Here is a 22,989-nt window from a genome sequence, read left to right on the forward strand (position 1 = left end):
GAGGTGGGCATTTTGTAACATTGTCCACCTCTATTTTCATCTGAGATATCTTATAGTCTGGAAACGGAAGCCGTTAGTATAGAAGGTAGAGTCAAGGGAGATCAACAATGGTTAATTTTGGGCTAAATTCCGCCAGTATCTTGGGGATTGCGTTGGCTGCAGCGGGTGCATCCCTCTATTTTTTACGGTCGGTACGCCCAGAACTTTCCCGCGACCACGATATTTTCTTTGCGGCGGTTGGGCTATTGTGCGGCTTCATTCTCCTGTTCCAAGGGTGGCGTTTAGACCCGATTTTACAATTTGGTCAATTTCTCCTGTCTGGCTCAGCGGTATTTTTCGCCATTGAATCAATTCGCCTCCGGGGTTTGGCCACAGAGCAAGCCCGCCGCAATACGCCCATTGTGGACGATGAACGGCCCGTCAGTCGGGTTTATCGGGCGGAGCTGGATCAGATTGAGCCTTACCAGGGGGAAGAACGCTATGAACGTCGGTTGCGGGGCTACCCTGAACCCCGTTCGAGTCGGAACCGGGGCTATGAAGATGAAGCCCCCCGGGGAACGAGTACCCGACCCAGTAGCCGCCCCACCAATCGTCCTCCCACGGATTACGGTGATCGCCCCAGTGGCCGACCCACCAGTCGTCGCCCCAGTCGCCCCACACCCCCTAGCCGCCGCCCCCGTCCAGATCGCTATGACAATGGCGGCTACGATGCCTATGGCCCCAGCGGCAATGTCACCGATGTCTGGTCAGAAGATGCCTGGGAACAAGGCGATCGCCCCGTCAATGAAGCGCCCCGTCGTCCCCGCCGCCCCCGGCCCGATGATGAGCCGCCAGCCCCCCGTCGTCCCCGTCGCCCTCGCCCCGATGATTATGGTGCCCCCGACGAAGAAGTGGCCACCGTTGACTATCAACCCATTGATGGCGCTTCCTTTGGGGAGGATCAAGATTGGGATGATCCGGCCCCCGACAATCCAGAAATGCCAGAAGGCGATCGCCCCAACAATCCCGTCAATTTCGACTACTAATTGCCCGAATTTTCTGCCCATTAACGAACGTGTTTAGGCAAACCCCTTGCTTTCTCTGGTTGTTGACAATATTCCTGGGACTAGGAGGCTGCTCCTTTGGCAACACCCCCTTAACCCCCGTTTCCCTCAATAGCCGCTTCCACGATGAACAGCCTGCGTTGAGTGGGGACGGTCGCTGGTTAGCCTTCATTTCCAATCGCCATGGCACCAGTGAACTGCTTTTTTATGACTTAAACCAAAAGCAGTTTGTGGAATTGCCGAATCTCAATCAAAAAAATGCGATCTATGAAAGTCCAAGCCTGAGCCGTACCGGGCGTTACCTCGTTTACCTGTCGAGTCCCCTGGGGAAGCCGGATATTATTCTCTATGACCGAGCAACCAAGCAGTCTGATATTTTGACCCAGGGCTATCGCCACTGGGTGCGCAACCCCCAAATTAGCCCCGATGGCCGCTATGTAGTGTTTGAATCAGCTCGGCGGGGCCAGTGGGATATTGAGGTTTTAGACCGTGGCCCGAATATTGAATTTGATTTACCCCAGGAAGTGATTGTCAATCCGTCGGGTTAACTGCGCCGCTGTAGGTAAGTTGGCGATTGCTTCAGCGGAAAATGTTGAGCCCCATTGCTATGGGCAATTGTTAACAATGTGAGAAAAAGTCGTCTTGCTCCACCTTGACAGATGAGTAGATCGGAGTATTATGTCATATATCTTAACTTTTATTGACTGTGCGCTCCCTAACCGCCCCACCATGACAGCTAGGGAAGTAAAAATCCGCACCAACGCCATTCGGGCGATCGCCTTTTGCAGCAGAAATAGTATTGAATAATGATTAACCCATCGATTTTGAGTCTCGGAGTTGCTGCTTGTGCAACTTGTTTGAGTGTCACCACAAAGGAAGAAATTGTCAAAGTTGCTACGGGATGTGTGGCTATCCTCGCCGGATTTCTGGCCTTGTGTTACGCCCCCTGGGTCGTTAAGGTACTCGTCATTGCATTACCAATCATCATCGAGCGCCTCAAAGCCCGTTCTTCTGATCTTTGAATTTCTGTTCGACTTTCTGACTATTGTGCTATTGTTGCGCTGTCGTGACAGAACGAGTCCGGTGGTGCCGACTTAACTGTTGGTCAAACCAAGAAAGAATTCTTTGCCATGCCCACCAGGGGTCACTGTCTCCCCAATGATTTTGACATTGGCGATCACTAATGTAACCCACATGGCCCCCAAACTTTGTAATTTGGGTATTTAGGTGAGTATTCCGTTGATCGACATAGCGGAGATCTTCAACAAGATCCGGCGCAAAGAGGGGATCATCCGCTGCATACAAAATAAAAGTCGGCCTGTGTAAATCCTGGAGAAAATAAAGGGGGCTACTGGCCTCGTAATAAGCTTGGGTTGTGGTGAAACCCAGCTTGGGAATCACGAGATACTGATCAAACTCTCGGATTGTCGTCGCCTTTTCAATGGTTTCAGTCTGGAAAGCGTGGGGATGGTAGCTTTGTAACTGCCAAGCCAGCTTCTGTAGATTTTTGGCGATCGCCTGCTCAAAATAGCATTTGAACGGATGTTTTTCGAGATAACTGAGGGAACGGTGGGATTCTAAACTGGGGCAAATAACAGCGCCCGCAAGAATATCTTCTGGTTGCAACCCTAAAGCCTTTAAATCCAATTCCTGGGCTTTTTTTAATCCCCACAAAGCTAATTGTCCCCCCAGAGAATAACCAGCAAAGAAAAAAGGCGGCCTTAACCCCAGTTGTTGTTTGCCCTGGGCTGCTAGACGCACAAAATCTTCGCCTTCAAGGAGGCCGTCACTGGTCAAATCAGGGGAGAGGGCTGCTGTTTTACCATGGGCACGCCAATCGAACAATAAAACACCATAGCCTGCCTGGAAAGCCTTATGGGCGAGAATTTCTAGAAACCATTGGTCTTCTAAACTGCCGGTAATGCCATAGGTAGCAACGATCGTTCCTTTTGAATTACTGGGTTGCGCATATTGGCAAAAAATAGGCGTTTGATTCGCCCCCGTCAGGATCACCTCCCGATACTTTAAAGGAGATGTTTTTGGTTGACTGTGCCACTGTTTCGCAGCACCAAAGGCCGCATAGATTGTCATGGCAATGCCAGACCGTAACCAGAGGGGCGGTTGATAAAACATAAAACTACATCTTGCTATTATTTTTTAGTCGCTTTCTTGGCCAATTGCTTGGCTTTTTTTGCTGCTTTTTTCGCCGCTTCTTGCTCTGCTTTTAGACGTCGTCGTGCTGCTTCTTTTTCTTGTTCGATTTTTTCAAGATAGTAATGATAATCGCCGTTGTAAACAATAAATTCTCCGTCGCGAATTTCGACAATTTTATTGGCGACTTGGGAAATAAAGAAACGGTCGTGGGAGACAATCGCCACGGTGCCGTCATATTCCTTGAGGGCGTTTTCCAACATTTCCTTCGCTGGAATATCAAGGTGATTGGTCGGCTCATCGAGGATTAGAAAATTTGCGGGCCGCAGCAACATTTTTGCCAGGGCTAACCGGGCTTTTTCACCACCACTAAGGGCACCTACTTTTTTGAAAACGGTGTCGCCACTAAAGAGGAATTGCCCTAGGAGCGTCCGGACTTCGCCATTTTTCCAATCGGGTACTTCATCGTGGATCGTATCCATTACCGTTTTTTCAAGGTCGAGAGCTTCAGCTTGGTTCTGCTCAAAATAACCGGGAATGATGTTGTGGGTGCCAATTTTAACGTTGCCTTCGTCGTAGCTTTCCATGCCCATGATCATGCGTAGAGTTGTGGACTTGCCACAGCCATTCGGCCCTAGAAAAGCAATGCGATCGCCGCGTTCGATGGCCAGATTCGCACCGAGAAACAGAATTTTGTCGTCGTAGGTGTGGGTCAAATCCTGAATCGTCACCACCTCCTGGCCACCCCGGGGCGCTGGGGGAAACTGGAACTTGAGGGTGCGCACATCACTAATGGGTGCTTCGATGCGTTCGACCTTATCTAATAGTTTTTCGCGACTTTTTGCCTGGGTGCTGCGGGTGGCACTCGCCCGGAATTTTTCAATGAATTCCTGTTGTTTGGCCAAGTCTTTTTGTTGGCGCTCAAAGGCAGATTGCTGGGCGTCTTTATTTTCTGCTTTTTGTTGCAAATACTGGGAATAGTTACCGAGGTAAGTGGTCGAAATTCCCCGCTCTGTTTCAACGATTTTCGTACAAAGGCGGTCTAGAAATTCTCGGTCATGGGAAATAATTACCATCGGCGTCTTTAAACCCCGGAGATAATTTTCCAACCATTCAATAGTTTCTAGATCTAAATGGTTAGTTGGCTCGTCTAGGAGGAGAATATCTGGTTCCTGAAGGAGAATTTTGCCCAAACTGATCCGCATCTGCCAGCCGCCACTAAAGGAACTCACCAGGCGATCGCCATCTTCGATCTCAAAGCCCACTTCCGGGAGAATTTTTTCAATTTGGGACTCTAAACGATAGCCATCAAGGGCTTCAAATTTTCGCTGGGCCCGGTCAAGCTGGTGGATCAGATCATCTAAATCGGCATCCGGCTCGGCCATTTCATGCTGAATGCGGTGGATTTCATCCTGCACAGCATTGGCTTCTGTGAAGACTGTCCATAGTTCTTCGCGCACAGTGCGCGTCGGCACCACATCAAATTCTTGGGTTAAATGGGCAATGCGCAGATCAGCCGGACGAATAATTTCGCCATCCGTCGGCTCCACTTCCCCCATAATGATCTTCATCTGGGTAGATTTTCCCGCACCGTTGACCCCCACAAGGCCGACCCGTTCACCCGTTTTCACTTCCCAGTTAATATCCTTGAGAACTTCGCCGGTGGGATAAATTTTGCGGATGTGCTCAAGTCTTAACATCGGGAAAAACTCCTGGTTGGGATCAGCATCAGTCTATAACAAATTGTAAACTTTTTTCGTTCACTCCTTTGCCATGACCCGTAGTAGCCTCTCCCTGGACGCCCCTTTATATGATTACCTCCTCCACATTTCCCTCAAAGAGCATCCCGTCCTCAAAGAATTACGGGAAATCACGGCCCAACACCCAGCGGCCCGGATGCAGATCGCCCCGGAACAGGGTCAATTGATGGCCTGGCTCGTGCAACTGCTGGGGGCGCGGAAAACTCTAGATATCGGCGTTTTTACGGGTTACAGTGCTCTCGTTGTCGCCTTAGCGCTGCCGAAAAATGGAAAAGTCATTGCTTGCGATCGCGACCCAAGGCCAACGGCGATCGCCCAAACCTATTGGGAAAAAGCAGGGGTCGCCGAAAAAATTGAACTCCGCCTTGCCCCAGCCCTCGAAACGTTAGATTTTCTTCTGCTAGCGGATGGCCAAGCGGGTACCTTTGATTTTGCCTTCATTGACGCGGATAAAGGAAATTATCTAAATTATTTTGAGCGGTCTCTCAAACTATTGCGGGTCGGCGGTGTCATTGTCATTGATAATGTGTTGTGGTCGGGACGCGTGGCCGATCCAGCGGATCAAGACAAACGTACGGAAAAAATTCGCGCTTTCAATGAAGCTTTGTACAACGACCCACGCATTAGTTTGACGGTATTGCCTGTGGCTGATGGTCTGACCCTCGCCCGCAAACTTTAGAAAAATCTGGCTTAAAGTACTTCGTCAAAGCCTGCCGCTTTTTTAACGGTGTAGAGGGGGCGCTGTTTCACCTCGTCGTAAATGCGGCTAATGTATTCACCGAGAATGCCGAGACAAATGAGTTGCACAGCTCCCAAAAAGAAAATGGCAATGGTGATCAAGGTATAGCCAATTAACTGGGCCGGGGCATTGTAAATCCGCCAAAATAACACCAAAATCATCATGGCGATCGCCACTAGGGCCGTCACCAAACCCAAATAAGTGGCAATCTTTAAGGGTTTACGGGACAGGGAAATAATCCCATCAATGGCAAGCTTCAGGGATTTACGAAAGGTGTACTTTACTTCCCCAGCAAAACGTGGATCCCGGTTGAACTGCACCGCCGTTTGCGGAAAGCCCACCCAGGCCCGGAGGCCGCGAATGTAGCGGTGTTTTTCGGGCATACTGTTGAGAATATCCACCACTTGACGGGACATCAAACAGAAATCCCCCGTATCCGTGGGAATGGAAACATCGGTGAATCGATTTAAAATCCGGTAAAAGCCATAGGCCATCAGTTTCTTGAGCCAGCTTTCTTTGGCCCGACTCACCCGCTGGGCATAAACCACATGATAGCCAGCCCGCCATTTTTCAATTAATTGAGGAACCAGTTCGGGGGGATCCTGGAGATCGGCATCCATGATAATGACCACCTCCCCTTGGGCATATTGCAAACCAGCTGTAACCGCGATTTGATGGCCGAAATTTCTCGCCAAACTTAAGTAGTGGACCCTGGGATCCCTTTGGTGTAATTCGTCCAAAATGGCGAGGGAACGATCCTGGCTGCCATCGTCGATTAAAACCAACTCTGCGGGGCCATCTAACCCTTCAATGACCTGGACAACGCGCCGATACATTTCCGGAAGATTCGCTTCTTCGTTGTACACCGGGATGATGATGGAGTAAGTAATCATCGAAAGAAGGGAGGCAGGTTGAGAAAATAGTTCTAGAGAATTTTGCCGAGGTGGTTCAGGGGCCAAAATTTAAAAATGGCATGGCCAATAACATTATCGGCAGGGACAAAGCCCCAGATATGGGAATCATTGCTGTTGTTGCGATTATCACCAAGGACAAAAAAACTGTGAGGCGGCACCGTTAGGGTAGGCAATTCATAGTCAGGCGACGCAGCAATGAAGGGTTCCGTTAAGGGCGTTTGGTCAACATACACAGTGCCATTGTGAACGGATACAGTTTCACCGGGGGTGGCAATAATTCTTTTGATAAACGCTTGTTGGGGATCGTAACCGAGGAGTTCTAATTGAGGGGGCGTCCGGAAAACCACCACATCACCCCGATGCACGGGCTGGAATCGATAGGATAGTTTTTCGACAACAATGCGATCGCCTAAATCGAGGGTCGGCAGCATCGAACCGGAGGGGATATACCGGGGTTCCGCGATAAACCAGCGCACCACCAAGGCGATCGCCAGGGCAATGACTAGAATGCGAATATTTTCCCAGAGGGCGGCCCATGGTTTCGGTTGTTGATTTGTGCTGAGGTGTTTGCCCTGATCGCCCATGGGTCTCCGTGAAATTTGATACGACGGCTCTATATTGTGGCACGTTCGCTTCGTTTCAGTACAGTTCCCCACAGCCAAAACAGGAAACGGCGCAGGGATGCGGGCGCTTGGGTTCCCCAGAGATTAATCGCGATACAAACTGCCCCAAAAGCAGGCAGGAGGAAGGTGGGCACCATCACAACGCCGACCAGGAACCATGTGCTGACATGGAGCACCATTAGGGTTACGCCCCCATAAACGGCGATCGCATTTCTTTGGATCAAACTGGGGGAAGCTTGGCGCACCACGTACACCAAGGTCAAAAAACTCAAAATCAGGTTAAAGGGAACCAAACCGCCACAAATGGCAAGACAATGGCACCGGGAAAATTCACACAACTGCTCAAAAACGCTACTCAATTCGAACACGGCAATATTCAAAGGCTCTTAAAAAAAAGATGATGTTATTGATCTGAGCCTAACGAATTCTTAGGAACTTTTACCTAACGTTTTATGAAGTCTCCGCCCTTAAAAACCTTACCCATTGGCGATCGCCCCGCAACCCTTGCCCTAGAAATATTTCACATTGCGCTCAAAATTTTCCCCAAGGTAATACTGCCGCACAAGGGGATTGCTATAAAGCTCTTCTGTCGTTCCCGCCGCAAGAATTTCCCCGTCCCGCATGATGTAAGCACGGTCAGTAATCGCAAGGGTTTCGCGGACGTTGTGGTCAGTGATCAAAATCCCCATGCCCCGTTCCCGCAGTTGGGCCACAATTTGTTGAATTTCAGCGACGGCAATGGGATCAACCCCAGCAAAGGGTTCATCAAGCAGGAGAAATTTCGGCCCTTGACCGCCGACAGCTAAGGCGCGGGCCAGTTCAGTACGCCGTCGTTCGCCCCCTGACACCAGACGACCACGGGTATTCACAATGCGGTGCAGCCGAAATTCGCTCACCAGTTCCTTGAGACGGTGTTGCTGTTGGCGGTGGGACAAAGGGGACTGTTCGAGAACCAGTTGAATATTTTCCTTGACCGTTAAATTCCGAAAAATGCTGGGTTGCTGGGTGAGATAACCAATGCCTAGTTTTGCCCGCTCATCTAGACTTAGGGGCGTAATGTTCTGCCGTTGGAGCCAGACGCGCCCTTCATTGGGTTTAATCAGACCCGTTGTAATGTAAAAGGTAGTGGTTTTCCCAGCACCATTTGGCCCCAGGAGGCCGACAATTTCCCCTTGATTTACTTTTAAATTGACACGGTTAACAATAACGCGCTTGCCATAGGTTTTACGGATGTTTTCGAGAACGATGGTCACGGTTTATTCGTCTTCGGGGAGGGTAATGGGAGCAGGGGTGCGGGATTGACTTGTCGGGGGCTGTTCGGGAATGAGATAGCTGGCTTCTACTTGTTCGCTGCGGCCTGGGGTGGCGACAAAGCGTCCTTCGTCGATGGAATAAGTCATTTGTTCTGCCCGGAGACTATTGCCATCCTGGAGGACATAGACGTTGCCGCTGAGCACTAGTGTACGTTCTTCTGAAAAATATTGGGCCTGGGCCGCAGTAGCCTGGAGATTGCGGGCGGGATAATTGATCCGTACATTGCCCCGGGCAGTGATAATCCCCGTTTCGGTATTCGCCTCTTGGATATCAGAACGCACCGTGAGGGCATTGGCATTTTGGGCTTGGGCGGCCTGCTGGGGGGGAAGCTGACTGACCGTGGCGGCGATCGCCAAGGAGAGTCCCCCAAATCCATAAATCATTCGATTACCAAAGCCCTTGACCGTCATAATTGTTGTACCTGCTAAAAAGACTATGCGCGCTGGGTGCGGCTATTTACCCTAAAGACGCAACGATGGCCGATTGAGTTGCGGAATTATCTTCCTATAGTAAGCCTGGGATTTCCCTTTTCAACAAAAATCCTCTTAGGTTTGGAGACGCATCACCCGGAGGCGATCGCCTGCTGGGATTTCACCAGTCCCCTGGGGCACAATGGCGAGGGCATTGGTTTGGGCAAGATTCACTAAATTCGCAGAACTGTGGCCGCCCCCAGCTAAATGAAAAAGATAACCTGTCGCCGTGGCTACCAAGGTTCCCCACAGGTAAGCATCCCGCTTTCCGGCGCCCTTGAGGGGCTGATCACAGGTGGCCCAGACAAATTCTGGTGCCCAAGGCCCAGCATCGCCGGACAACTTTTTCAACGCAGGTTGCACGAACCGCCAACAACCCACTAGGGCCGATACCGGATTGCCGGGCAGCCCAAAGTAGAGTTTATTTCCAGGAAATTTCGCCACTGTCAGGGGTTTACCGGGACGGATGGCCACACTACGGATGAAAATTTCGCCCCCTAATTCTTCGAGGAGCTTTTCGACATAGTCAAACTCGCCCACGGAAACGCCCCCCGTCGAGAGGATCAGATCCCCAGCGGCGATCGCCTTTTCCATGGTTGCTTTCAGTTGGGCTGGATCATCGGGGACAATGCCAAAATTTTTCGGAATCGCCCGTTGCCCCTGGACAAAGGCCGTCAAACCATAGCGATTAGAATCAACAATTTGGCCGATTTCTAACTTTTCCTGGGGCGATCGCAGCTCATCCCCCGTGGAAAAAATTGCGACCCTCGGTTGCCGATAGACCGGAAATTTCACACATTGACAGGCCGCAAGCACCGCTAAATCTGCTGCGCCCAACCGTTGTCCTGGTTTTAAGAGGGGTTCCCCGGCGCGATAATAATCACCCCGCTGGCGTACAAACTGCCGCAAAGAGGGATTTTGTAAAATTTTGACCCGATCGCCCCGTTGCTCTGTGTGCTCTTGCATCACCACCGTATCCGCCTCAGTCGGCAACATTGCCCCGGTGAAAATGCGAGCGGCTTGGCCAGACGCTAAGGATTTTTGGGGCGCTTGACCCGCCGGAATCGTTTCAATGATTTCTAGTTCGACGGGCTCTTCTTCCAGGTCTGCAAACCGGATCGCATAGCCATCCATGGCGGAATTATCCCAGTGGGGAATATCCAATTTTCCGGTCACCGTCGTCGCCAAAATTCGTCCCAGAGCCGTTTCTAGGGTACTGGGTTCAGTCTCGCCCAGGGGGGCGATCGCCTGGAGAATTAAAGCTTGGGCTTGATCAACGGAAATCATACTTCGTCATACGTTTTGACACTCAATATAGTAGGTCAGTTTGCCAAACAAGTTAGTCTGGCCCTGAAGCATCACCTTTGGGCTGGCGATTCTCTTCGTAATAGCGTTTCCATTCTGTGGAACTGCGCACCGCTAACCACAGCAAAATCATCGCAATAATCCCGCCCTGCTCCGGCGATTGAAAGGCAAACAACACCAGCACCACACATAAAAAATCTTCCGTAAAAGACCACCACAGGGGCAGACCCCGCAACCGGAAAAACCACCCCGTCAAAGTCAGCTTCAGCACAAAAGCGACCAGCCCCCCCATTACCCCCACCAGCCAGAGCGGTTCAAATTCTAGGCGGATCACCTGGGCCACGGTCAGGCTTAAAATGGCCCCTACAATCGGACTAAATAAGAGGGCGATCGCCTGGAGAATGCGTTGACCCAGGAGTTGCTTCGAGCCAAACAGCTCAAACACGGCCCACATCGTAAAAATAGCGATCAAAACCCGGGGCGGCAACCAACCGATCCCAGGCAAATTCGCCACCAATTCATCACTGTGGAGCAGCAAAATAATCAGCAACGGTAAACCGATGCGCATTCCCGCCGCCGCCGCCGCTGACAATACCGCCAAAAATCCGATGATCATCTCAAAATAAAAAATTCTGTGCCACAATCCCGTGGACAGAAGACCTTACCCTTCAGTGTATCGTTCCATTTTTAGGGATGGCCTTTTTTCCAATCCCGAATGATTTCACACCAGCAGATGTAACGATTTCCCCGTGATTCATGTTCCCGACCTCACAAGCCAAAGTCACCGTGATTTAATACCCCTTATTCGGCTTAAACCATGAACCATGACGGTAAATTCTCTCCTGAGCGATGCTAGCCTACGCCTCGAAAAAGCGCTCCACCACGTCAACATCTCTGAAGATGCCAGCGAACGCTTGAAATATCCCAAAATGAGCCTGAGCGTTTCTATTCCCGTGCGCCTCGATGATGGTTCTTTGAGAATCTTCCGGGGGTATCGGGTGCGGTATGACGACACTAGGGGGCCGGGTAAAGGGGGCGTGCGGTATCATCCCAACGTTTCCCTAGACGAAGTACAATCCCTGGCCTTTTGGATGACCTTCAAATGTGCCTTGCTAGATCTGCCCTTTGGGGGAGCCAAAGGGGGCATTACTGTTGATGCCAAAAGCCTTTCTAAAGCCGAACTAGAACGTTTGAGCCGGGGTTACATCGAGGCGATCGCCGATGCCATTGGCCCCGACACGGATATTTTGGCACCAGATGCCTATACCAATGCCATGGTGATGGGTTGGATGATGGATCATTACAGCATTATTCAACGAAAAATTCTGCCGGGGGTCGTAACAGGTAAGCCCTTGGGCATGGGGGGGAGCCAAGGACGCAATACCGCGACGGCCAGTGGTGCCTTTGATGTAATTAAAACCATCTGCAAAAAACTAGAATATGTCCCCGAAAAAACCACCGTTGCGGTGCAAGGGTTTGGCAATGCCGGAGCAGAACTGGCCCAACAACTAGCCTGCGCTGGCTACCATGTTGTCGCCGTTAGTGATTCCCGTGGGGGGATCTATGCAGAACAGGGCTTAGATATTCCGAGCATCCGCCAGTACAAGTCAGAAAGTCGGAATATGGCTGCTGTTTATTGTGAAAAATCCGTTTGCAATATTGTTGAACACCAAACGATCACCAATGAACAACTCTTGACCTTAGATGTTGATATTTTGATTCCGGCAGCCCTTGAAAATCAAATTACGGCGGACAATGCCCATCAAGTGCGAGCCAAATTAATTTTTGAAGTGGCCAACGGCCCCATTAGCTCGGCTGCGGATGTCATCCTAGAAGAAAAGGGAATTATGGTGGTGCCGGATATTCTCACCAATGCTGGGGGGGTCACGGTGAGTTATTTTGAGTGGGTACAAAATCGCAGTGGCTTTTATTGGCCGGCGACGGACATTCGCGATCAGCTGAAGACACGTATGGTTACAGCCACAAACCAGGTGTGGCACATTGCCCAAACGCGACAGATTTCGATGCGGACTGCGGCCTATGTCCAGGCTCTGATGCGCCTCGGTGAGGCCCTAGATGCGAAGGGGACACGCACTTATTTTTCAGGCAGTTCGGCCTAGGGAAAAATTCTTTCGATTTACGCCCTAGAGACGGCAAAATCAGCAGGGTTCAACCAACGGCAGATCTCTGTTTTCAGTCCCTTTAGATCCTTTGATAGGCCTTGTTTTAACCATTGGCCAAAGGTATCGAGGGGAGAAAAGCCTTCGGTAAATTGCCAGTCTAGATCTTGGCCTAAAGGGGTGAGGTGATTCCCCGTGAGGTTGAGGGTTGCCACCATATTGGGGAAGCGCTCGATGAGGATGGGGGTTAGATCTGGGGTTTGGTCAATGGTGTCGTTGTTGAACTGAATCAGGAGATTGCGTCGGATCTGGTAGCTGGTTTGGATAATTTCATTGGTCTCAAGAGGAGAAGGGGTGAATTCAAAATTAATCGTGTTGTCCGGGTCAAACTGCTCGAAGAAAGGAATAGATTTTTTCACGGGAAAGTTGTTGTAGGACATCAAAACATTGCCCGCCCGTTGCACATTAAATAAGCTGCCAATCAACAGGTGAATTTTGCAGCCCATGCTGTGGCCCACGCCATAGACAGGGAGGTAACGGTAGCCCAGTTGGTTTGAGTTTTGCAGTCGTTCGAGGATATTTTCAAAGCGGTTAAGCACCTGCCGGGCGATCGCCAAATGATCAAAACCATTCACAAAAGGAGTGGTGATAATCGCATACCCTTCGGCGGCAAGCTGTTCTAGGAGCCATTTGTAGGTGAGTTGCGGCGCAGTGCCCACAAAAGCACCCCCCAAAAAATGAATCACCCCCACCGGTTGTACTGGGATTAAAATCCAACTGCTACCAGACTCTTGCCAAATCATTATTTGCCGTTTGTTGCTTACTAAAAGTGGCTTTTATTGTAAAAGTTTTTCGGGGTTGGTGTGGCTCATCAGGTACAGGTCAGCTTCAGAAATGCCCGCCGCCGCCAACTGTTCTAAAAATCGCTGGTAGCCGTCAATGGGCGATGGATCAAGGGCTCGTCCGAGATCGGTGCTCAGGACAAAGTGGGTTGCACCGATGGTTTGGATCGCCTTCGCCATTGTTTCAATACTCACATTCTCCCAGGCTTGGTGGTCTGCTTCGGTGGCATTTTCCCCCATCAATGTATTCACGTAGGTTAATTCTAAAAAAGCCCCTTGGTCGGCGATCGCCTGCATTTGTGCGAGGGTTAATCCTGGTACGGTGGCCATGGCATGGGTTACGAGGATTTTTTCAACGCCCGATTGTTTTGCCGCAGGGACAATGGTGAGAATTTCTGCCGGGGAAATGTGGCCCGTGCCTAAAACCAGATTATGGGCGGCAATGTACTGTAAAATGTCCGGCATTTCTGGCACCAGATGGCCATAGCGGGCAACCCGCAATCCCCCAAAGCGGTGGTTTAGGGTCTGACGATGGTGGGCCGCATCAATGGTGGGCAGCCAAACGACTTTTCCCCGCCCTTCTCCCAGGCGATCCATGGTTTCCACGGCCCGGAGATTCAAGCCGCCCACCGTTTCATTGAGCACAACCCCCCCATATACTTCCATATCCGGCACAACTTTGTGGGCCAACACCGCCCGATCCGCCGTTGGGGTGACGTGGTTTTTGAGCACGAGGGCTTGCATCCCTGCCTGGGCTGCGTTTTCAACCAATTCGAGGTCGTCGTATAACCTAGTCGTGACATCCGGAGCAGAATGGACATGGAAATCGATGCTGCCTTTAAAATCTGTGGCGATCACCCCCAGGGTTCCAACCCCCCAAATCCAGAGGCCCAAACCGATCCCGACTAGCAGCCGTAACAGGAGAGGATTTTTAAGGAAATAAAGGGGACGTTCCATGGCAGAGAATGATAGCTTTTGCGCTAGCGAATACGGTTTAAGGATTCCTTTCGTTTACGGAAGCGAGGATATCAACGTATGATATGTTACGTTAATTAAAATATCCTCATAAAACCAATTGCATCCGTTGGTTTTGTGTTCACAGGAGACCTATAAATATGCTTACCCTTAAGATTGCTGTTTACATCACAGTCATTTTCTTTGTATCTCTGTTTATCTTCGGTTTTCTATCTAGCGACCCAACCCGCAACCCCGGTAGAAAGGATTTCGAATAAAGTATTCTGGGCTGTTTATCGCAGCAAACTTGATTTACAGCATCAAAAATGGTGGGGAGCTGTCCTAGGGCAACCCCACTTTTTCATGGGTACGGGTTTTGGATTCGCTACATTGAAAAGAAAGGCCATTGAGTCCCCCGCAACTGTCTCCTAAATGTCACCATGCTAAGACGACCTGCTTTGCCCATAACCGCCGTTGTTTTGCTCCTGACAACGCCCCTCTCGATCGCCTTGCCGCCCCCAGAGGATCTCCCGGAGGAGGTGTTGCGCACAGAAATGATTACCGAAGGGCGATCGCCCATTGATGGAGAACCCGTCACTGCCCAAGAATACGCCGAAATCCAACAGGAACAAGCGGAACGAAATCTTCCTCCCACCGTCAATGCAGACATCCAGCACACCATTTTTCTTCTCCGGTTGCGGAAACTGCTGCAAACAATTTCTCCCTTTTAAACTGTGTCGGCACACGGAACTATAAATTTTTGTTGACTGATGGCCGGATAGGGGATGGGAGAGGCAAAAGTCCGGTGCTAAAATGCTGGCAATTCTGAGCTTTCCCCCAGGGGAAAACCCAGGCCCATTGTTCGTTTTGGTGATGAGGATCAGATGAATATTCGCGCAGGTCTCACGGCGTTGGGGGTGAGTATGGCTACCCTAGGGCCCATTAGCTTTGCACCCATAGCCCAAGCTAATAGCGGTTTGTTTGGCACCCAGGATTTGACCCCTGGAGATGTGGTGGCGATCGCCGTCCCCCTTGCTGGTGGTGAAGCCTATAATCTTGTGATCCTTGAACAACTCGACCAAAACCGGGCCTGTTGGCGAGAACAGGGAGGCTCTCCCACGGTTATTGATCCGCTACTGTTGCAATTTGACTTTACGGGGATTTGTGGCCGCAGCACCGATTCCAACGGCTATTCCCTGCGCCTAGGGGAGCAAGATATGGCTTGGCGCTATCGCCTCCAGTTGGTTCAGGAAAGGGGAGCGGTTGTCCTCAAGGCTTTTGATGTGGAAAATCCGGGGCGATCGCCCATCGAAGTGGGAGATACGGGCGGGCTGGCCCAGGGAATGCTGAAGATTAACCTCAATCCAGGTTGGCGCATGGCGAAACGCACCTACGAAGGAAAAACCCTGGGTCACATTTACCTCGCCAATGAACGACCCCGCGACCAATTGGTTGCTGCCGCTCCCCGACAGGAATGGGTTGCAACTGCGCCCACCACCTATACCAGTAGCAAAATCACCGAAAAATCGGTCTCTGGCAGCGAAACAATTCAAATTTTTGTGCCTCCCTACCAAGAAACCACCAGTCGCCCGAACGAAACCCTCGTGGCAGCAATTACAGTTCCCGCGGCCCCTGAACCCATCGTGAGCCTACCGAGCAATCCCAGCAATCCCAACGTTCTCCCTGTCCCCCAACGCTCTATCCCCACCTATAGTTCCAGTAACACTGGGGTCATTCGCCTTGAAGAACCCGGTCAACAACCGCCGCCACCGCCCAATAGCGTTTCCTTGGCCCAGAGCTTAGGTTTGCGGTACCGGGTGGTGGTTGATGCCCAAACCCCAGAACAAAAAGAACGGTTAAAGGCTGTTATCCCGGATGCGTTTCATACGTGGGTTGGCGATCGCCGGATGATGCAAGCCGGAGCCTTCGCCGCAGAATTTGAAGCCCAAGATTTGCAAATGCGCTTGCGAGAAACGGGTCTAGCCGTGCAAATTGTCCCTGTGCAGTAAGTGATGGCAAATTTTTCAGAAATCTTTGTGGCGATCGCCGCTGACCCTTGGCAGGAGGTGGTTGACTTTTACCGTGGTCTCCTGAATGACGAACCCGCAAGCTACAGCCAAGATCGTTACGCGGAGTTTCGGATTCTGGGTCTGAAAATCGGCATTTTTCAACTCAGTCCCCAACACCAAGCAGAATTTACCGGAACCTCAGGGGCTTTGAGTTTTTGCCTAGAAGTTGATGATCTCGAAGAGGCGATCGCCACCGTGCAAGCCTTAGGGGGAGCGATAAATGGTGAAATCAGCACAGCCTCCCATGGACGCGAATGTTACGCCTACGATCCTGCCCAAAACCGCTTAATTCTGCACCAAAGTAATGCTATTCAAGCCAATCCCTAGGGTTGGCTCCCTGCTTCCTGTTCCATTTCTTCTACGGCCTTTTCCGTCCGCTCATGGGGATCTTGAAATCCCTCCCGTGGCAAAATACCCAGGACAAGATTGTTTACGGTTGCCTTTATTTGTTTACTCGCCCCCTTGAGAGGTTCCGGTAAAAAGACATCTCCCACCGCCACAAATGCCAACAACAGAAAAATAACTAACTTCACCGAATTGCCTGCACTCATGAACTTAACTTTCATGGATCTGTCCTCCCTCGTAAACGGCCACGGAAATATTTCTCTCAATTTTTATACTATGGCAACATCTGGCCCAGTGGCATCATCACCCAATATTGGCTTAAGTCTTGGGCTTGGCACTCCTGGAAAATTTCCTTGCCCAAACCCCAAAGGCGTAAAATATCAACCATGTCCCCTGGCCTGTAATTTGTAGTTTCTACTATTTAACAAATCGAGACGATGAGCGAAGAAACCCCCGACCTAAAACCAGACGAAACCTTACCCAGTCCTTTGCGGTGTTGGTACGGTACTGCCGTTGCTGGTTCCATGTCCTTTGCAGCCTACCTTTTAACGAATAAAGTCATTGCGGGCTTTGCTAGTAAACCACCTACGGGGAATGGCCTTGCCATCCAAATTGGGATTACAGTACGCACCCTCATTATGGGCTTATTTACCATGGCAACAGGAGTATTTGGCCTCATTGCTGTAGGTCTATTTATTTTGGGTCTCCAGTCTCTCTTGAGCGGTAAGCAAACAACTTCCCCTGGTGATTCATAAGAAAAAACCCTAGAATTGCTTCCAGGGTCAGGTCATTACTTTTAAGCATTTTCAGTTAAGCAGCTTCACTCGCTGCCAGCTCCTCTAGAACGAGAAGGTTGTCCGAATCGTGCCAATAATGATGTCTTCGTTATCCTCATTTTGATTTGGGTTAATCAACCAAATTACACCAGGGGTAATGGAAATATTCTTGCTCAACTGATACTTATAAAGCCCTTCAATGTGCAAAGGCATATCATCAGTAAAGCCTCGGGGTGTACTGCCACCAATTTCTAGGTTTGTGGCGTAGGGCTCAGAACCAACGATAATTGCTCCCATGTTGCCGGGTTTACCAAGGTCAGGCAATGCCAAAATACCGGCCCAAGTCCAGATATCCGCTTCACCTTCATCGAACTTGGCATCGGTATAGCCGACCCAACCCCGGAGGCTGATTTTATCGGTGACATCCCATTGAACCTGGCCACCAAACGAATTCGTTTCCACATTATTTACAGCCATGCCCATGCCGGAGTTATTCAGATTATTAGCCCAGCCAGTTCCCGTACCACCATAGGCAAAATCACTACTGTCAGTGGCATAGCCGCGGACATAGTTCACCCCAAATTTAAACTTGTCACTGGGCTTGATTGCCAATTGCGCCATTGCGGAGTAGGTGCCGTTAAATAGTCCTTCTCCTTCGCTCGGATCACTGCCATTTGTTGCGAGATATCCCGCCGAAAGCTGGAAGACGTCATTAAAGTCATGTTTAATCCCAATCCCGGTAGTGGAAGTACCAATCCCCAGACGATAAATTGGGTTGCGCTCACCGAAACGAGAGAGGGCACCATTTGAACCGCCACCAGCTTCTAGACCTGTATTGAAGGTATCTGCATAGAAGTGATGGGCTCCGAGAATCGCCATCGCCGTGACAGTTGCGCTATCACCAACTGGAAAGGCATAGTGCAGTCGATCGATTGTGACGTCGTTGTCACGTTCACCATCATAGGAAAAACGTCCTTCTTGAGTTCTAGGGACAAATCCAGATCCCAAAGTATCGTATTGCCCTGTAAATGAAGGGCCAGAATTTCCGGCACTTAAACGTGTATAGAGCCGATCTTTGCCAGTAAAGCTGGTGACTAGCATTAAGCGAACTTTGTCTTGAAAAACGGTTTGGGCATCATCGACGCCATCGCCAAAAGCATCAGAAATATTAAAGGAGACTTCCCCCACTAGCTTGGTCGTCGTTGAGAACTGATGATCTTCGAGGAATTCGACGCGGCCTTCGAGGTCATCAACGCGGGCACCAAGGGTTGCGAGTTCTGCTTCAAATTCATTCACGAGGCGACGTAGCGCAGCGAGATCTTCTGCCGTAACTTCAGAACTGCCACTGGTGATCAGCCGCTCAATTTGCTGTAAACAGGCATTTAAACCAGCGGCAAATTCATAACGACTGAGGGGACGATTGCCACGATAGGTACCATCGGGATAGCCAACAATACAGTTGTAGTTTTCGACTAAATTTCGCAGCGCATCAAAGGCCCAGTCAGAGGGAGAAACATCGCTGAGCTGGAAAATGCTATTGACTTGAGCGGTAGAACTGTTCGCACTGTACTGATTAATTTGTTCGAGCAATGCTTGATTATCTGTGGCGATCGCCTGGCCGGTCATCGTCACAAAAGCGGTTGCAGCTAAGGATACAGTTTTCAAAGAAGTCATAGTTTGGTGTTTGTCCTCACACCCGAAGCTTTGATTTTGGCAAGGTTAATCAAAGTTGAAGTCGGGGTTAAAAAATGAATGGCTTAGTTTTGCCATGACTTATGGTGGAAGTTTTGTAGTATTTCCTACGAAATTGTGGCGGTGATGCAAATTTAGCGGGTACTACATGGAAGTTCTGGATGTAACCCCCTTGGGGAAGGCTTGTATCCTAGAAAAAGAAAAATATTTTTTGAGGTTAGTGAAATTATGGTTTCTGTAGCCGCGCAATTTGTTCGACGTGTGGGAATGGTTTTTCTGTTGGCGATCGCCGTGATAATTTTGGTGACCCCAGAGGCGATCGCCGCTAGTAAGCTGAACTATACCTATTCCGAACTGCCGAACCATGACTTTGCCCACGAAAATCTCCAGGCAGCGAGCTTTGCCCGGGCCGATGTGCGGGGGAGTGACTTTACTGGCAGTGACCTAAGCCGAGCCATCCTCACCGAAGGCAAATTTATGGAGGCCAATCTCACCGAAGCCAACCTTTCCGAAGCCTTTATGGATCAAGTCAACATGGAAGGTGCGAACCTCACCAACGCCCTTTTTGTCGATGCCGTTGCGCCGGGGACAAACTTTGCCGAAGCGATTATCGATGGGGCTGATTTTTCTGGTGCGCTCCTCGACCGCTATCAACTGTCCGAGCTCTGCAAACGAGCCAGCGGCACCAATACCATTACCGGCACCGACACCCGCTACAGTCTCAACTGTAAAAATTAGTCCCCCTGGGAATTAGCAAAATATCCAGGAGATCTTTGGTCGTGATTTTTCAAAAAATCGGGATGATAGGATTTGAACCTACGACCCCCTCGTCCCGAACGAGGTGCGCTACCAAGCTGCGCTACATCCCGAAAAACAGAACCTATACTAACACAGGTAAACCTTGCTACGATAAAAACTTGTCCGTTAAGTCCAAAATTCTCAAAAAGTAAGGAGCGATCGCCGTGACGGTAAAACCAGATTGGCTCAGAGTAAAGGCCCCCCAATGGCAACGGGTTGGCAGCGTCAAAGAAATTTTACGGGACCTCAGCCTCAACACCGTCTGCGAAGAAGCCTCCTGTCCCAACATTGGCGAATGTTTCAATGCAGGCACCGCCACCTTTTTGATTATGGGGCCAGCCTGCACCCGTGCTTGCCCCTACTGCGACATTGACTTTGACAAAGTGCCCCGGGGTTTAGATCCCACAGAACCCGACAATCTCGCCGAAGCCGTCCGCCGTCTGAATCTCAATCATGTCGTAATCACCTCCGTCAACCGTGACGATCTCCCCGATGATGGCGCAAGCCAATTTGTAAAATGTATCGAACGCACCCGTGAACTGTCACCCAAAACCACCATTGAAGTCTTGATTCCTGACCTCTGCGGTAATTGGGACGCCCTCAAAACGATCCTTGATGCGGCCCCCGAAGTGTTGAACCACAACACCGAGACCGTCCCCCGTCTTTATAAAAAAACGCGTCCCCAAGGGGATTATCAACGTTCCCTGGAGTTACTCCAGCGCACCCGCGAGCTAACCCCCTGGGTTTACACCAAATCGGGGATTATGGTTGGCCTTGGGGAAACCGATGCAGAAGTGCGTGAAGTCATGCGTGATCTGCGAGCCGTAGACTGTGACATTCTCACCATTGGTCAATACCTCCAGCCCACCCAAAAACATTTAGGGGTGCAAGATTTTATTACCCCAGCACAATTTGACGCTTGGCGGGAATATGGTGAATCCCTCGGCTTTTTGCAAGTGGTTTCTAGCCCCCTCACCCGTAGTTCTTACCATGCCGAACAGGTGCGGCGCTTAATGGAAACCCACCCTAGACCTAAGCCAGAACTCAGTCAGTTACAGTCACTAAAATAAAAAATAGTTCCCATCTACGGTACGTTCCATGGTGCAAGCACTAAGTCGCTCAATGACCCTAGAAGAATTCCTAGCGCTACCAGAGACTAAACCTGCTAACGAATATATCGATGGGATGATTCGTCAAAAGCCAATGCCCCAAGGAAAACATAGCCTCCTACAACGGGAATTAACCCTTGCCCTCACCATGGCTTTCCGCCCGGAGAAAACAGCTCAGGTTTTTCCAGAACTACGTTGTACTTTTGGGGAACGCTCCATTGTGCCGGATGTTGCGGTCTTTAAAACAGAACGAATCCCTCGAGATGATAACGGTGAAATTGCCAATGTTTTTAAGCTTGCGCCGGATTGGTTAATTGAAATTTTGTCTCCCAATCAAAGCCATAGCCGTGTTATTCGAAACATCCTCCACTGTTTAGCTTATGGAACAGAAATGGGGTGGTTGATTGACCCCCAAGAAGCCTGTATTTTCGTTTATCAGCCAGATAAATCTGTACAGGTGTTTGATCAGCAAGCCCAAAGTTTACCAATGCCGACTTTTGCTCAGCCATTGACTTTAAGGGGAGATGAGATTTTTGCTTGGTTAAAAAATTAGGCTATTTTTTACGATGAAGCGTCCCATTTATCTTGATAACCATGCGACAACTCCCGTTGATCCGCAGGTACTAGAAGCCATGTTGCCCTACTTTACGGAGCAGTTTGGTAATCCTGCGAGTGCTGGCCATGTCTACGGTTGGGAAGCGGCGGCAGCGGTAGAACAATCCAGAGAAATAATCGCCAGCAGCATTGGGGCAGAGCCAGAGGAAATTGTGTTTACTAGTGGGGCGACGGAGGCAAATAATCTAGCGATTAAAGGGGTAGCTGAGGCTTATTTTGACAAAGGCAGGCATATTGTTACGGTGCAAACGGAACATCGAGCGGTGCTTGACCCCTGTGCCTATTTAGAAACTTTGGGGTTTGAGGTAACTTATCTGCCCGTGCAAGCCAATGGCTTATTGGATTTATCCTTGTTGGAAAAAGCACTCCGTCAAGATACAGTACTGGTCTCGGTAATGGCGGCCAATAACGAGATTGGCGTACTCCAACCTGTCGCAGAAATTGGTGCCCTCTGTCATGACCAAGGCATTTTATTTCACTGTGACGCGGCCCAGGCGATCGCCAAAATCCCCCTGAATGTCCAAACCCAAAACATTGACCTGCTGTCCCTGACAGCCCACAAAGTCTATGGCCCCAAGGGAATCGGTGCGTTGTATGTGCGCCGAAAAAATCCCCGTGTCAATCTTGCGCCCCAACTCCACGGCGGTGGCCAAGAACGGGGACGGCGATCGGGCACTCTCTACACGCCGCAAATTGTTGGCTTTGGTAAGGCCATCACAATCGGTCTGGCCCAGATGGACGAAGAAAATACCAGGCTTAAACTATTACGCGATCGCCTCTGGCAGCAACTCCAACCCCTAGAAGGCATTTATCTAAACGGCGACCTCGACCAACGGCTCCCCCATAACCTCAACATCAGTATCGAAAATATTGACGGCACCGCCCTCCTTTTGGCACTGCGCAATACCGTCGCCCTTTCCGCTGGTTCCGCCTGTAGTTCCGGTAAACCCTCCCATGTCCTCACGGCCCTGGGGCGATCGCCAGCCCTTTGTCGCGCCTCCCTGCGCTTTGGTTTAGGCCGTTTCACCACCGCTACCGATATCGATCACGTCGCCCACACCCTACAGCACACCCTCCACAGCCTCCGAAAAATGCCCACCAAGACCCCATGAAAGTGATCCAAAGTGAACACTTGGCTTTAGAATGGGATCTGAGGCGATTGCAAATATGCCGCTAAACCTTCCTGTATTTAGCCGTAACCGTCTTCTCCCTTTACACAGCGTGTGAAGAAAGAATTTGCTCCGGTCTTTGTTTGTTGTTGCGGTAATCCTAACCTTTTCCTCAACGACACAAGATCCGGCGATCGCCTACCATTTCATCTCACCCAGCCATACATAGACTCATGTCTGC

28 protein-coding genes and 1 tRNA gene are annotated in these 22,989 nt (G+C 50.3%); 15 read left to right on the forward strand and 14 right to left on the reverse strand.

Translation table 11 applies throughout. The features are described from left to right. Positions 1-107 precede the first annotated feature (107 nt). The 4 genes from AWQ22_RS03890 to AWQ22_RS03900 all read left to right on the forward strand — a co-directional run bounded on the left by AWQ22_RS03890 (position 108) and on the right by AWQ22_RS03900 (position 2,065). Positions 108-1,025 (forward strand): Ycf66 family protein, encoded by a 918-nt coding sequence (locus tag AWQ22_RS03890; protein WP_065710248.1) that lies wholly within the window; start codon positions 108-110, stop codon positions 1,023-1,025. 29 nt (positions 1,026-1,054) lie between these two features. Further along, complete coding sequence (locus AWQ22_RS03895) at positions 1,055-1,591, forward strand: PD40 domain-containing protein (RefSeq protein WP_157094574.1); 537 nt, start codon at positions 1,055-1,057, stop codon at positions 1,589-1,591. Positions 1,592-1,721: 130 nt separating this feature from the next. Then, a complete protein-coding gene (locus AWQ22_RS17250; RefSeq protein ID WP_255447998.1) occupies positions 1,722-1,850 on the forward strand; it encodes a hypothetical protein in 129 nt (42 codons plus the stop codon). Then, the gene (locus tag AWQ22_RS03900) at positions 1,850-2,065 is read left to right on the forward strand and encodes a hypothetical protein (protein ID WP_030005987.1); all 216 of its coding nucleotides are present in this window, start codon (positions 1,850-1,852) and stop codon (positions 2,063-2,065) included. Before AWQ22_RS17250 ends, AWQ22_RS03900 begins: the two co-directional genes overlap by 1 nt. A 28-nt stretch (positions 2,066-2,093) precedes the next feature. Here the strand turns inward: AWQ22_RS03900 and AWQ22_RS03905 are convergent, their stop codons facing one another. Then, positions 2,094-3,176: a YheT family hydrolase gene (locus AWQ22_RS03905; RefSeq protein WP_065710249.1), complete on the reverse strand. Its 1,083-nt coding sequence runs from the start codon at positions 3,174-3,176 to the stop codon at positions 2,094-2,096. 17 nt (positions 3,177-3,193) lie between these two features. Continuing rightward, entirely contained in the window at positions 3,194-4,894 is a 1,701-nt protein-coding gene (locus tag AWQ22_RS03910) for an ABC-F family ATP-binding cassette domain-containing protein (RefSeq protein WP_030005989.1), read from the reverse strand. A 73-nt stretch (positions 4,895-4,967) separates the two neighbouring features. Between AWQ22_RS03910 and AWQ22_RS03915 the strand changes: the two genes are divergently transcribed. Further along, positions 4,968-5,633 carry a class I SAM-dependent methyltransferase gene (locus AWQ22_RS03915; RefSeq protein ID WP_065710250.1) on the forward strand — a complete coding sequence of 222 codons (666 nt, stop codon included), beginning with the start codon at positions 4,968-4,970 and terminating at the stop codon, positions 5,631-5,633. Between the two features lie 11 nt (positions 5,634-5,644). Here AWQ22_RS03915 and AWQ22_RS03920 read toward each other — a convergent pair whose 3' ends face one another. From AWQ22_RS03920 to AWQ22_RS03950, 7 genes are all read right to left on the reverse strand, one after another. After that, positions 5,645-6,586, reverse strand: a complete 942-nt coding sequence (locus tag AWQ22_RS03920; protein ID WP_065710251.1) for a glycosyltransferase family 2 protein — start codon at positions 6,584-6,586, stop codon at positions 5,645-5,647. Positions 6,587-6,618: 32 nt separating this feature from the next. After that, positions 6,619-7,191: a signal peptidase I gene (gene lepB / locus AWQ22_RS03925; RefSeq protein ID WP_157094575.1), complete on the reverse strand. Its 573-nt coding sequence runs from the start codon at positions 7,189-7,191 to the stop codon at positions 6,619-6,621. Between the two features lie 29 nt (positions 7,192-7,220). Then, a complete protein-coding gene (locus AWQ22_RS03930) occupies positions 7,221-7,610 on the reverse strand; it encodes a hypothetical protein (RefSeq protein ID WP_012306397.1) in 390 nt (129 codons plus the stop codon). 129 nt (positions 7,611-7,739) lie between these two features. Next, the gene (gene lptB / locus AWQ22_RS03935) at positions 7,740-8,483 is read right to left on the reverse strand and encodes an LPS export ABC transporter ATP-binding protein (protein ID WP_012306398.1); all 744 of its coding nucleotides are present in this window, start codon (positions 8,481-8,483) and stop codon (positions 7,740-7,742) included. Positions 8,484-8,486: 3 nt separating this feature from the next. After that, positions 8,487-8,954, reverse strand: coding sequence for an LptA/OstA family protein (locus tag AWQ22_RS03940; protein ID WP_012306399.1), 468 nt, complete (start codon positions 8,952-8,954; stop codon positions 8,487-8,489). A gap of 135 nt (positions 8,955-9,089) precedes the next feature. Continuing rightward, positions 9,090-10,301 carry a gephyrin-like molybdotransferase Glp gene (gene glp, locus AWQ22_RS03945; protein WP_065710252.1) on the reverse strand — a complete coding sequence of 404 codons (1,212 nt, stop codon included), beginning with the start codon at positions 10,299-10,301 and terminating at the stop codon, positions 9,090-9,092. 52 nt (positions 10,302-10,353) lie between these two features. Continuing rightward, positions 10,354-10,935, reverse strand: coding sequence for a DUF4126 domain-containing protein (locus tag AWQ22_RS03950; protein ID WP_065710253.1), 582 nt, complete (start codon positions 10,933-10,935; stop codon positions 10,354-10,356). Positions 10,936-11,143: 208 nt separating this feature from the next. Here AWQ22_RS03950 and AWQ22_RS03955 point away from each other — a divergent pair, with 208 nt between their 5' ends. Continuing rightward, the gene (locus tag AWQ22_RS03955) at positions 11,144-12,439 is read left to right on the forward strand and encodes a Glu/Leu/Phe/Val dehydrogenase (RefSeq protein WP_065710254.1); all 1,296 of its coding nucleotides are present in this window, start codon (positions 11,144-11,146) and stop codon (positions 12,437-12,439) included. A 17-nt stretch (positions 12,440-12,456) separates the two neighbouring features. Here the strand turns inward: AWQ22_RS03955 and AWQ22_RS03960 are convergent, their stop codons facing one another. Together AWQ22_RS03960 and AWQ22_RS03965 are read right to left on the reverse strand one after the other, a co-directional pair. After that, positions 12,457-13,242, reverse strand: a complete 786-nt coding sequence (locus AWQ22_RS03960) for a DUF1350 family protein (protein WP_065710255.1) — start codon at positions 13,240-13,242, stop codon at positions 12,457-12,459. A 33-nt stretch (positions 13,243-13,275) separates the two neighbouring features. After that, the gene (locus AWQ22_RS03965; RefSeq protein WP_084448952.1) at positions 13,276-14,238 is read right to left on the reverse strand and encodes a DUF6282 family protein; all 963 of its coding nucleotides are present in this window, start codon (positions 14,236-14,238) and stop codon (positions 13,276-13,278) included. A gap of 158 nt (positions 14,239-14,396) precedes the next feature. On the opposite strand from AWQ22_RS03965, the gene AWQ22_RS16315 reads away from it, so the two are divergent. From AWQ22_RS16315 to AWQ22_RS03980, 4 genes are all read left to right on the forward strand, one after another. Further along, a complete protein-coding gene (locus AWQ22_RS16315; protein WP_015132356.1) occupies positions 14,397-14,513 on the forward strand; it encodes a photosystem II reaction center protein I in 117 nt (38 codons plus the stop codon). A 162-nt stretch (positions 14,514-14,675) separates the two neighbouring features. Next, on the forward strand, positions 14,676-14,966 hold the full coding sequence (locus AWQ22_RS03970; RefSeq protein WP_065710256.1) for a hypothetical protein: 291 nt from the start codon (positions 14,676-14,678) through the stop codon (positions 14,964-14,966). Between the two features lie 153 nt (positions 14,967-15,119). After that, the gene (locus AWQ22_RS03975) at positions 15,120-16,244 is read left to right on the forward strand and encodes a DUF3747 domain-containing protein (protein ID WP_065710257.1); all 1,125 of its coding nucleotides are present in this window, start codon (positions 15,120-15,122) and stop codon (positions 16,242-16,244) included. A 3-nt stretch (positions 16,245-16,247) separates the two neighbouring features. Beyond that, positions 16,248-16,631, forward strand: a complete 384-nt coding sequence (locus AWQ22_RS03980) for a VOC family protein (RefSeq protein WP_084448953.1) — start codon at positions 16,248-16,250, stop codon at positions 16,629-16,631. On the opposite strand, the gene AWQ22_RS03985 is transcribed toward AWQ22_RS03980, so the two are convergent. Beyond that, the gene (locus AWQ22_RS03985; protein WP_062432821.1) at positions 16,628-16,870 is read right to left on the reverse strand and encodes a hypothetical protein; all 243 of its coding nucleotides are present in this window, start codon (positions 16,868-16,870) and stop codon (positions 16,628-16,630) included. The two genes, AWQ22_RS03980 and AWQ22_RS03985, sit on opposite strands and share 4 nt — an antisense overlap. 216 nt (positions 16,871-17,086) lie before the next feature. Here AWQ22_RS03985 and AWQ22_RS03990 point away from each other — a divergent pair, with 216 nt between their 5' ends. Further along, positions 17,087-17,404, forward strand: a complete 318-nt coding sequence (locus AWQ22_RS03990) for a DUF3082 domain-containing protein (RefSeq protein WP_012306410.1) — start codon at positions 17,087-17,089, stop codon at positions 17,402-17,404. Positions 17,405-17,488: 84 nt separating this feature from the next. On the opposite strand, the gene AWQ22_RS03995 is transcribed toward AWQ22_RS03990, so the two are convergent. Beyond that, a complete protein-coding gene (locus AWQ22_RS03995) occupies positions 17,489-19,099 on the reverse strand; it encodes an iron uptake porin (protein WP_065710260.1) in 1,611 nt (536 codons plus the stop codon). A 246-nt stretch (positions 19,100-19,345) separates the two neighbouring features. Between AWQ22_RS03995 and AWQ22_RS04000 the strand changes: the two genes are divergently transcribed. Further along, complete coding sequence (locus tag AWQ22_RS04000) at positions 19,346-19,855, forward strand: pentapeptide repeat-containing protein (protein WP_065710261.1); 510 nt, start codon at positions 19,346-19,348, stop codon at positions 19,853-19,855. A 57-nt stretch (positions 19,856-19,912) separates the two neighbouring features. Here the strand turns inward: AWQ22_RS04000 and AWQ22_RS04005 are convergent. Further along, positions 19,913-19,986 (reverse strand) — tRNA-Pro (locus AWQ22_RS04005). Positions 19,987-20,079: 93 nt separating this feature from the next. Here AWQ22_RS04005 and lipA point away from each other — a divergent pair. Genes lipA through AWQ22_RS04020 form a run of 3 tightly spaced genes read left to right on the forward strand, consistent with a single transcriptional unit; the run spans position 20,080 to position 22,751 of the window. After that, complete coding sequence (gene lipA, locus AWQ22_RS04010) at positions 20,080-20,985, forward strand: lipoyl synthase (RefSeq protein WP_065710262.1); 906 nt, start codon at positions 20,080-20,082, stop codon at positions 20,983-20,985. Positions 20,986-21,013: 28 nt separating this feature from the next. After that, entirely contained in the window at positions 21,014-21,577 is a 564-nt protein-coding gene (locus AWQ22_RS04015) for a Uma2 family endonuclease (RefSeq protein ID WP_065710263.1), read from the forward strand. 13 nt (positions 21,578-21,590) lie between these two features. After that, positions 21,591-22,751 carry a cysteine desulfurase family protein gene (locus tag AWQ22_RS04020; RefSeq protein ID WP_065710264.1) on the forward strand — a complete coding sequence of 387 codons (1,161 nt, stop codon included), beginning with the start codon at positions 21,591-21,593 and terminating at the stop codon, positions 22,749-22,751. Positions 22,752-22,989 lie beyond the last annotated feature (238 nt).

Origin of the sequence: Picosynechococcus sp. PCC 7117, from assembly GCF_001693275.1 — a bacterium.
Classification (GTDB): Bacteria; Cyanobacteriota; Cyanobacteriia; order Cyanobacteriales; family MRBY01; genus MRBY01.

Bases quoted from the DNA above. Each gene is read 5' to 3' on its own strand.
- AWQ22_RS03890 (WP_065710248.1), top strand. From the start codon at position 108: ATGGTTAATTTTGGGCTAAATTCCGCCAGTATCTTGGGGATTGCGTTG.
- AWQ22_RS17250 (WP_255447998.1), top strand. From the start codon at position 1,722: ATGTCATATATCTTAACTTTTATTGACTGTGCGCTCCCTAACCGCCCC.
- AWQ22_RS03900 (WP_030005987.1), top strand. From the start codon at position 1,850: ATGATTAACCCATCGATTTTGAGTCTCGGAGTTGCTGCTTGTGCAACT.
- AWQ22_RS03905 (WP_065710249.1), bottom strand. From the start codon at position 3,176: ATGTTTTATCAACCGCCCCTCTGGTTACGGTCTGGCATTGCCATGACA.
- AWQ22_RS03910 (WP_030005989.1), bottom strand. From the start codon at position 4,894: ATGTTAAGACTTGAGCACATCCGCAAAATTTATCCCACCGGCGAAGTT.
- AWQ22_RS03915 (WP_065710250.1), top strand. From the start codon at position 4,968: ATGACCCGTAGTAGCCTCTCCCTGGACGCCCCTTTATATGATTACCTC.
- AWQ22_RS03920 (WP_065710251.1), bottom strand. From the start codon at position 6,586: ATGATTACTTACTCCATCATCATCCCGGTGTACAACGAAGAAGCGAAT.
- lepB (WP_157094575.1), bottom strand. From the start codon at position 7,191: ATGGGCGATCAGGGCAAACACCTCAGCACAAATCAACAACCGAAACCA.
- AWQ22_RS03940 (WP_012306399.1), bottom strand. From the start codon at position 8,954: ATGACGGTCAAGGGCTTTGGTAATCGAATGATTTATGGATTTGGGGGA.
- glp (WP_065710252.1), bottom strand. From the start codon at position 10,301: ATGATTTCCGTTGATCAAGCCCAAGCTTTAATTCTCCAGGCGATCGCC.
- AWQ22_RS03950 (WP_065710253.1), bottom strand. From the start codon at position 10,935: ATGATCATCGGATTTTTGGCGGTATTGTCAGCGGCGGCGGCGGCGGGA.
- AWQ22_RS03955 (WP_065710254.1), top strand. From the start codon at position 11,144: ATGACGGTAAATTCTCTCCTGAGCGATGCTAGCCTACGCCTCGAAAAA.
- AWQ22_RS03960 (WP_065710255.1), bottom strand. From the start codon at position 13,242: ATGATTTGGCAAGAGTCTGGTAGCAGTTGGATTTTAATCCCAGTACAA.
- AWQ22_RS03965 (WP_084448952.1), bottom strand. From the start codon at position 14,238: ATGGAACGTCCCCTTTATTTCCTTAAAAATCCTCTCCTGTTACGGCTG.
- AWQ22_RS16315 (WP_015132356.1), top strand. From the start codon at position 14,397: ATGCTTACCCTTAAGATTGCTGTTTACATCACAGTCATTTTCTTTGTA.
- AWQ22_RS03970 (WP_065710256.1), top strand. From the start codon at position 14,676: ATGCTAAGACGACCTGCTTTGCCCATAACCGCCGTTGTTTTGCTCCTG.
- AWQ22_RS03975 (WP_065710257.1), top strand. From the start codon at position 15,120: ATGAATATTCGCGCAGGTCTCACGGCGTTGGGGGTGAGTATGGCTACC.
- AWQ22_RS03980 (WP_084448953.1), top strand. From the start codon at position 16,248: ATGGCAAATTTTTCAGAAATCTTTGTGGCGATCGCCGCTGACCCTTGG.
- AWQ22_RS03985 (WP_062432821.1), bottom strand. From the start codon at position 16,870: ATGAAAGTTAAGTTCATGAGTGCAGGCAATTCGGTGAAGTTAGTTATT.
- AWQ22_RS03990 (WP_012306410.1), top strand. From the start codon at position 17,087: ATGAGCGAAGAAACCCCCGACCTAAAACCAGACGAAACCTTACCCAGT.
- AWQ22_RS03995 (WP_065710260.1), bottom strand. From the start codon at position 19,099: ATGACTTCTTTGAAAACTGTATCCTTAGCTGCAACCGCTTTTGTGACG.
- AWQ22_RS04000 (WP_065710261.1), top strand. From the start codon at position 19,346: ATGGTTTCTGTAGCCGCGCAATTTGTTCGACGTGTGGGAATGGTTTTT.
- AWQ22_RS04015 (WP_065710263.1), top strand. From the start codon at position 21,014: ATGGTGCAAGCACTAAGTCGCTCAATGACCCTAGAAGAATTCCTAGCG.
- AWQ22_RS04020 (WP_065710264.1), top strand. From the start codon at position 21,591: ATGAAGCGTCCCATTTATCTTGATAACCATGCGACAACTCCCGTTGAT.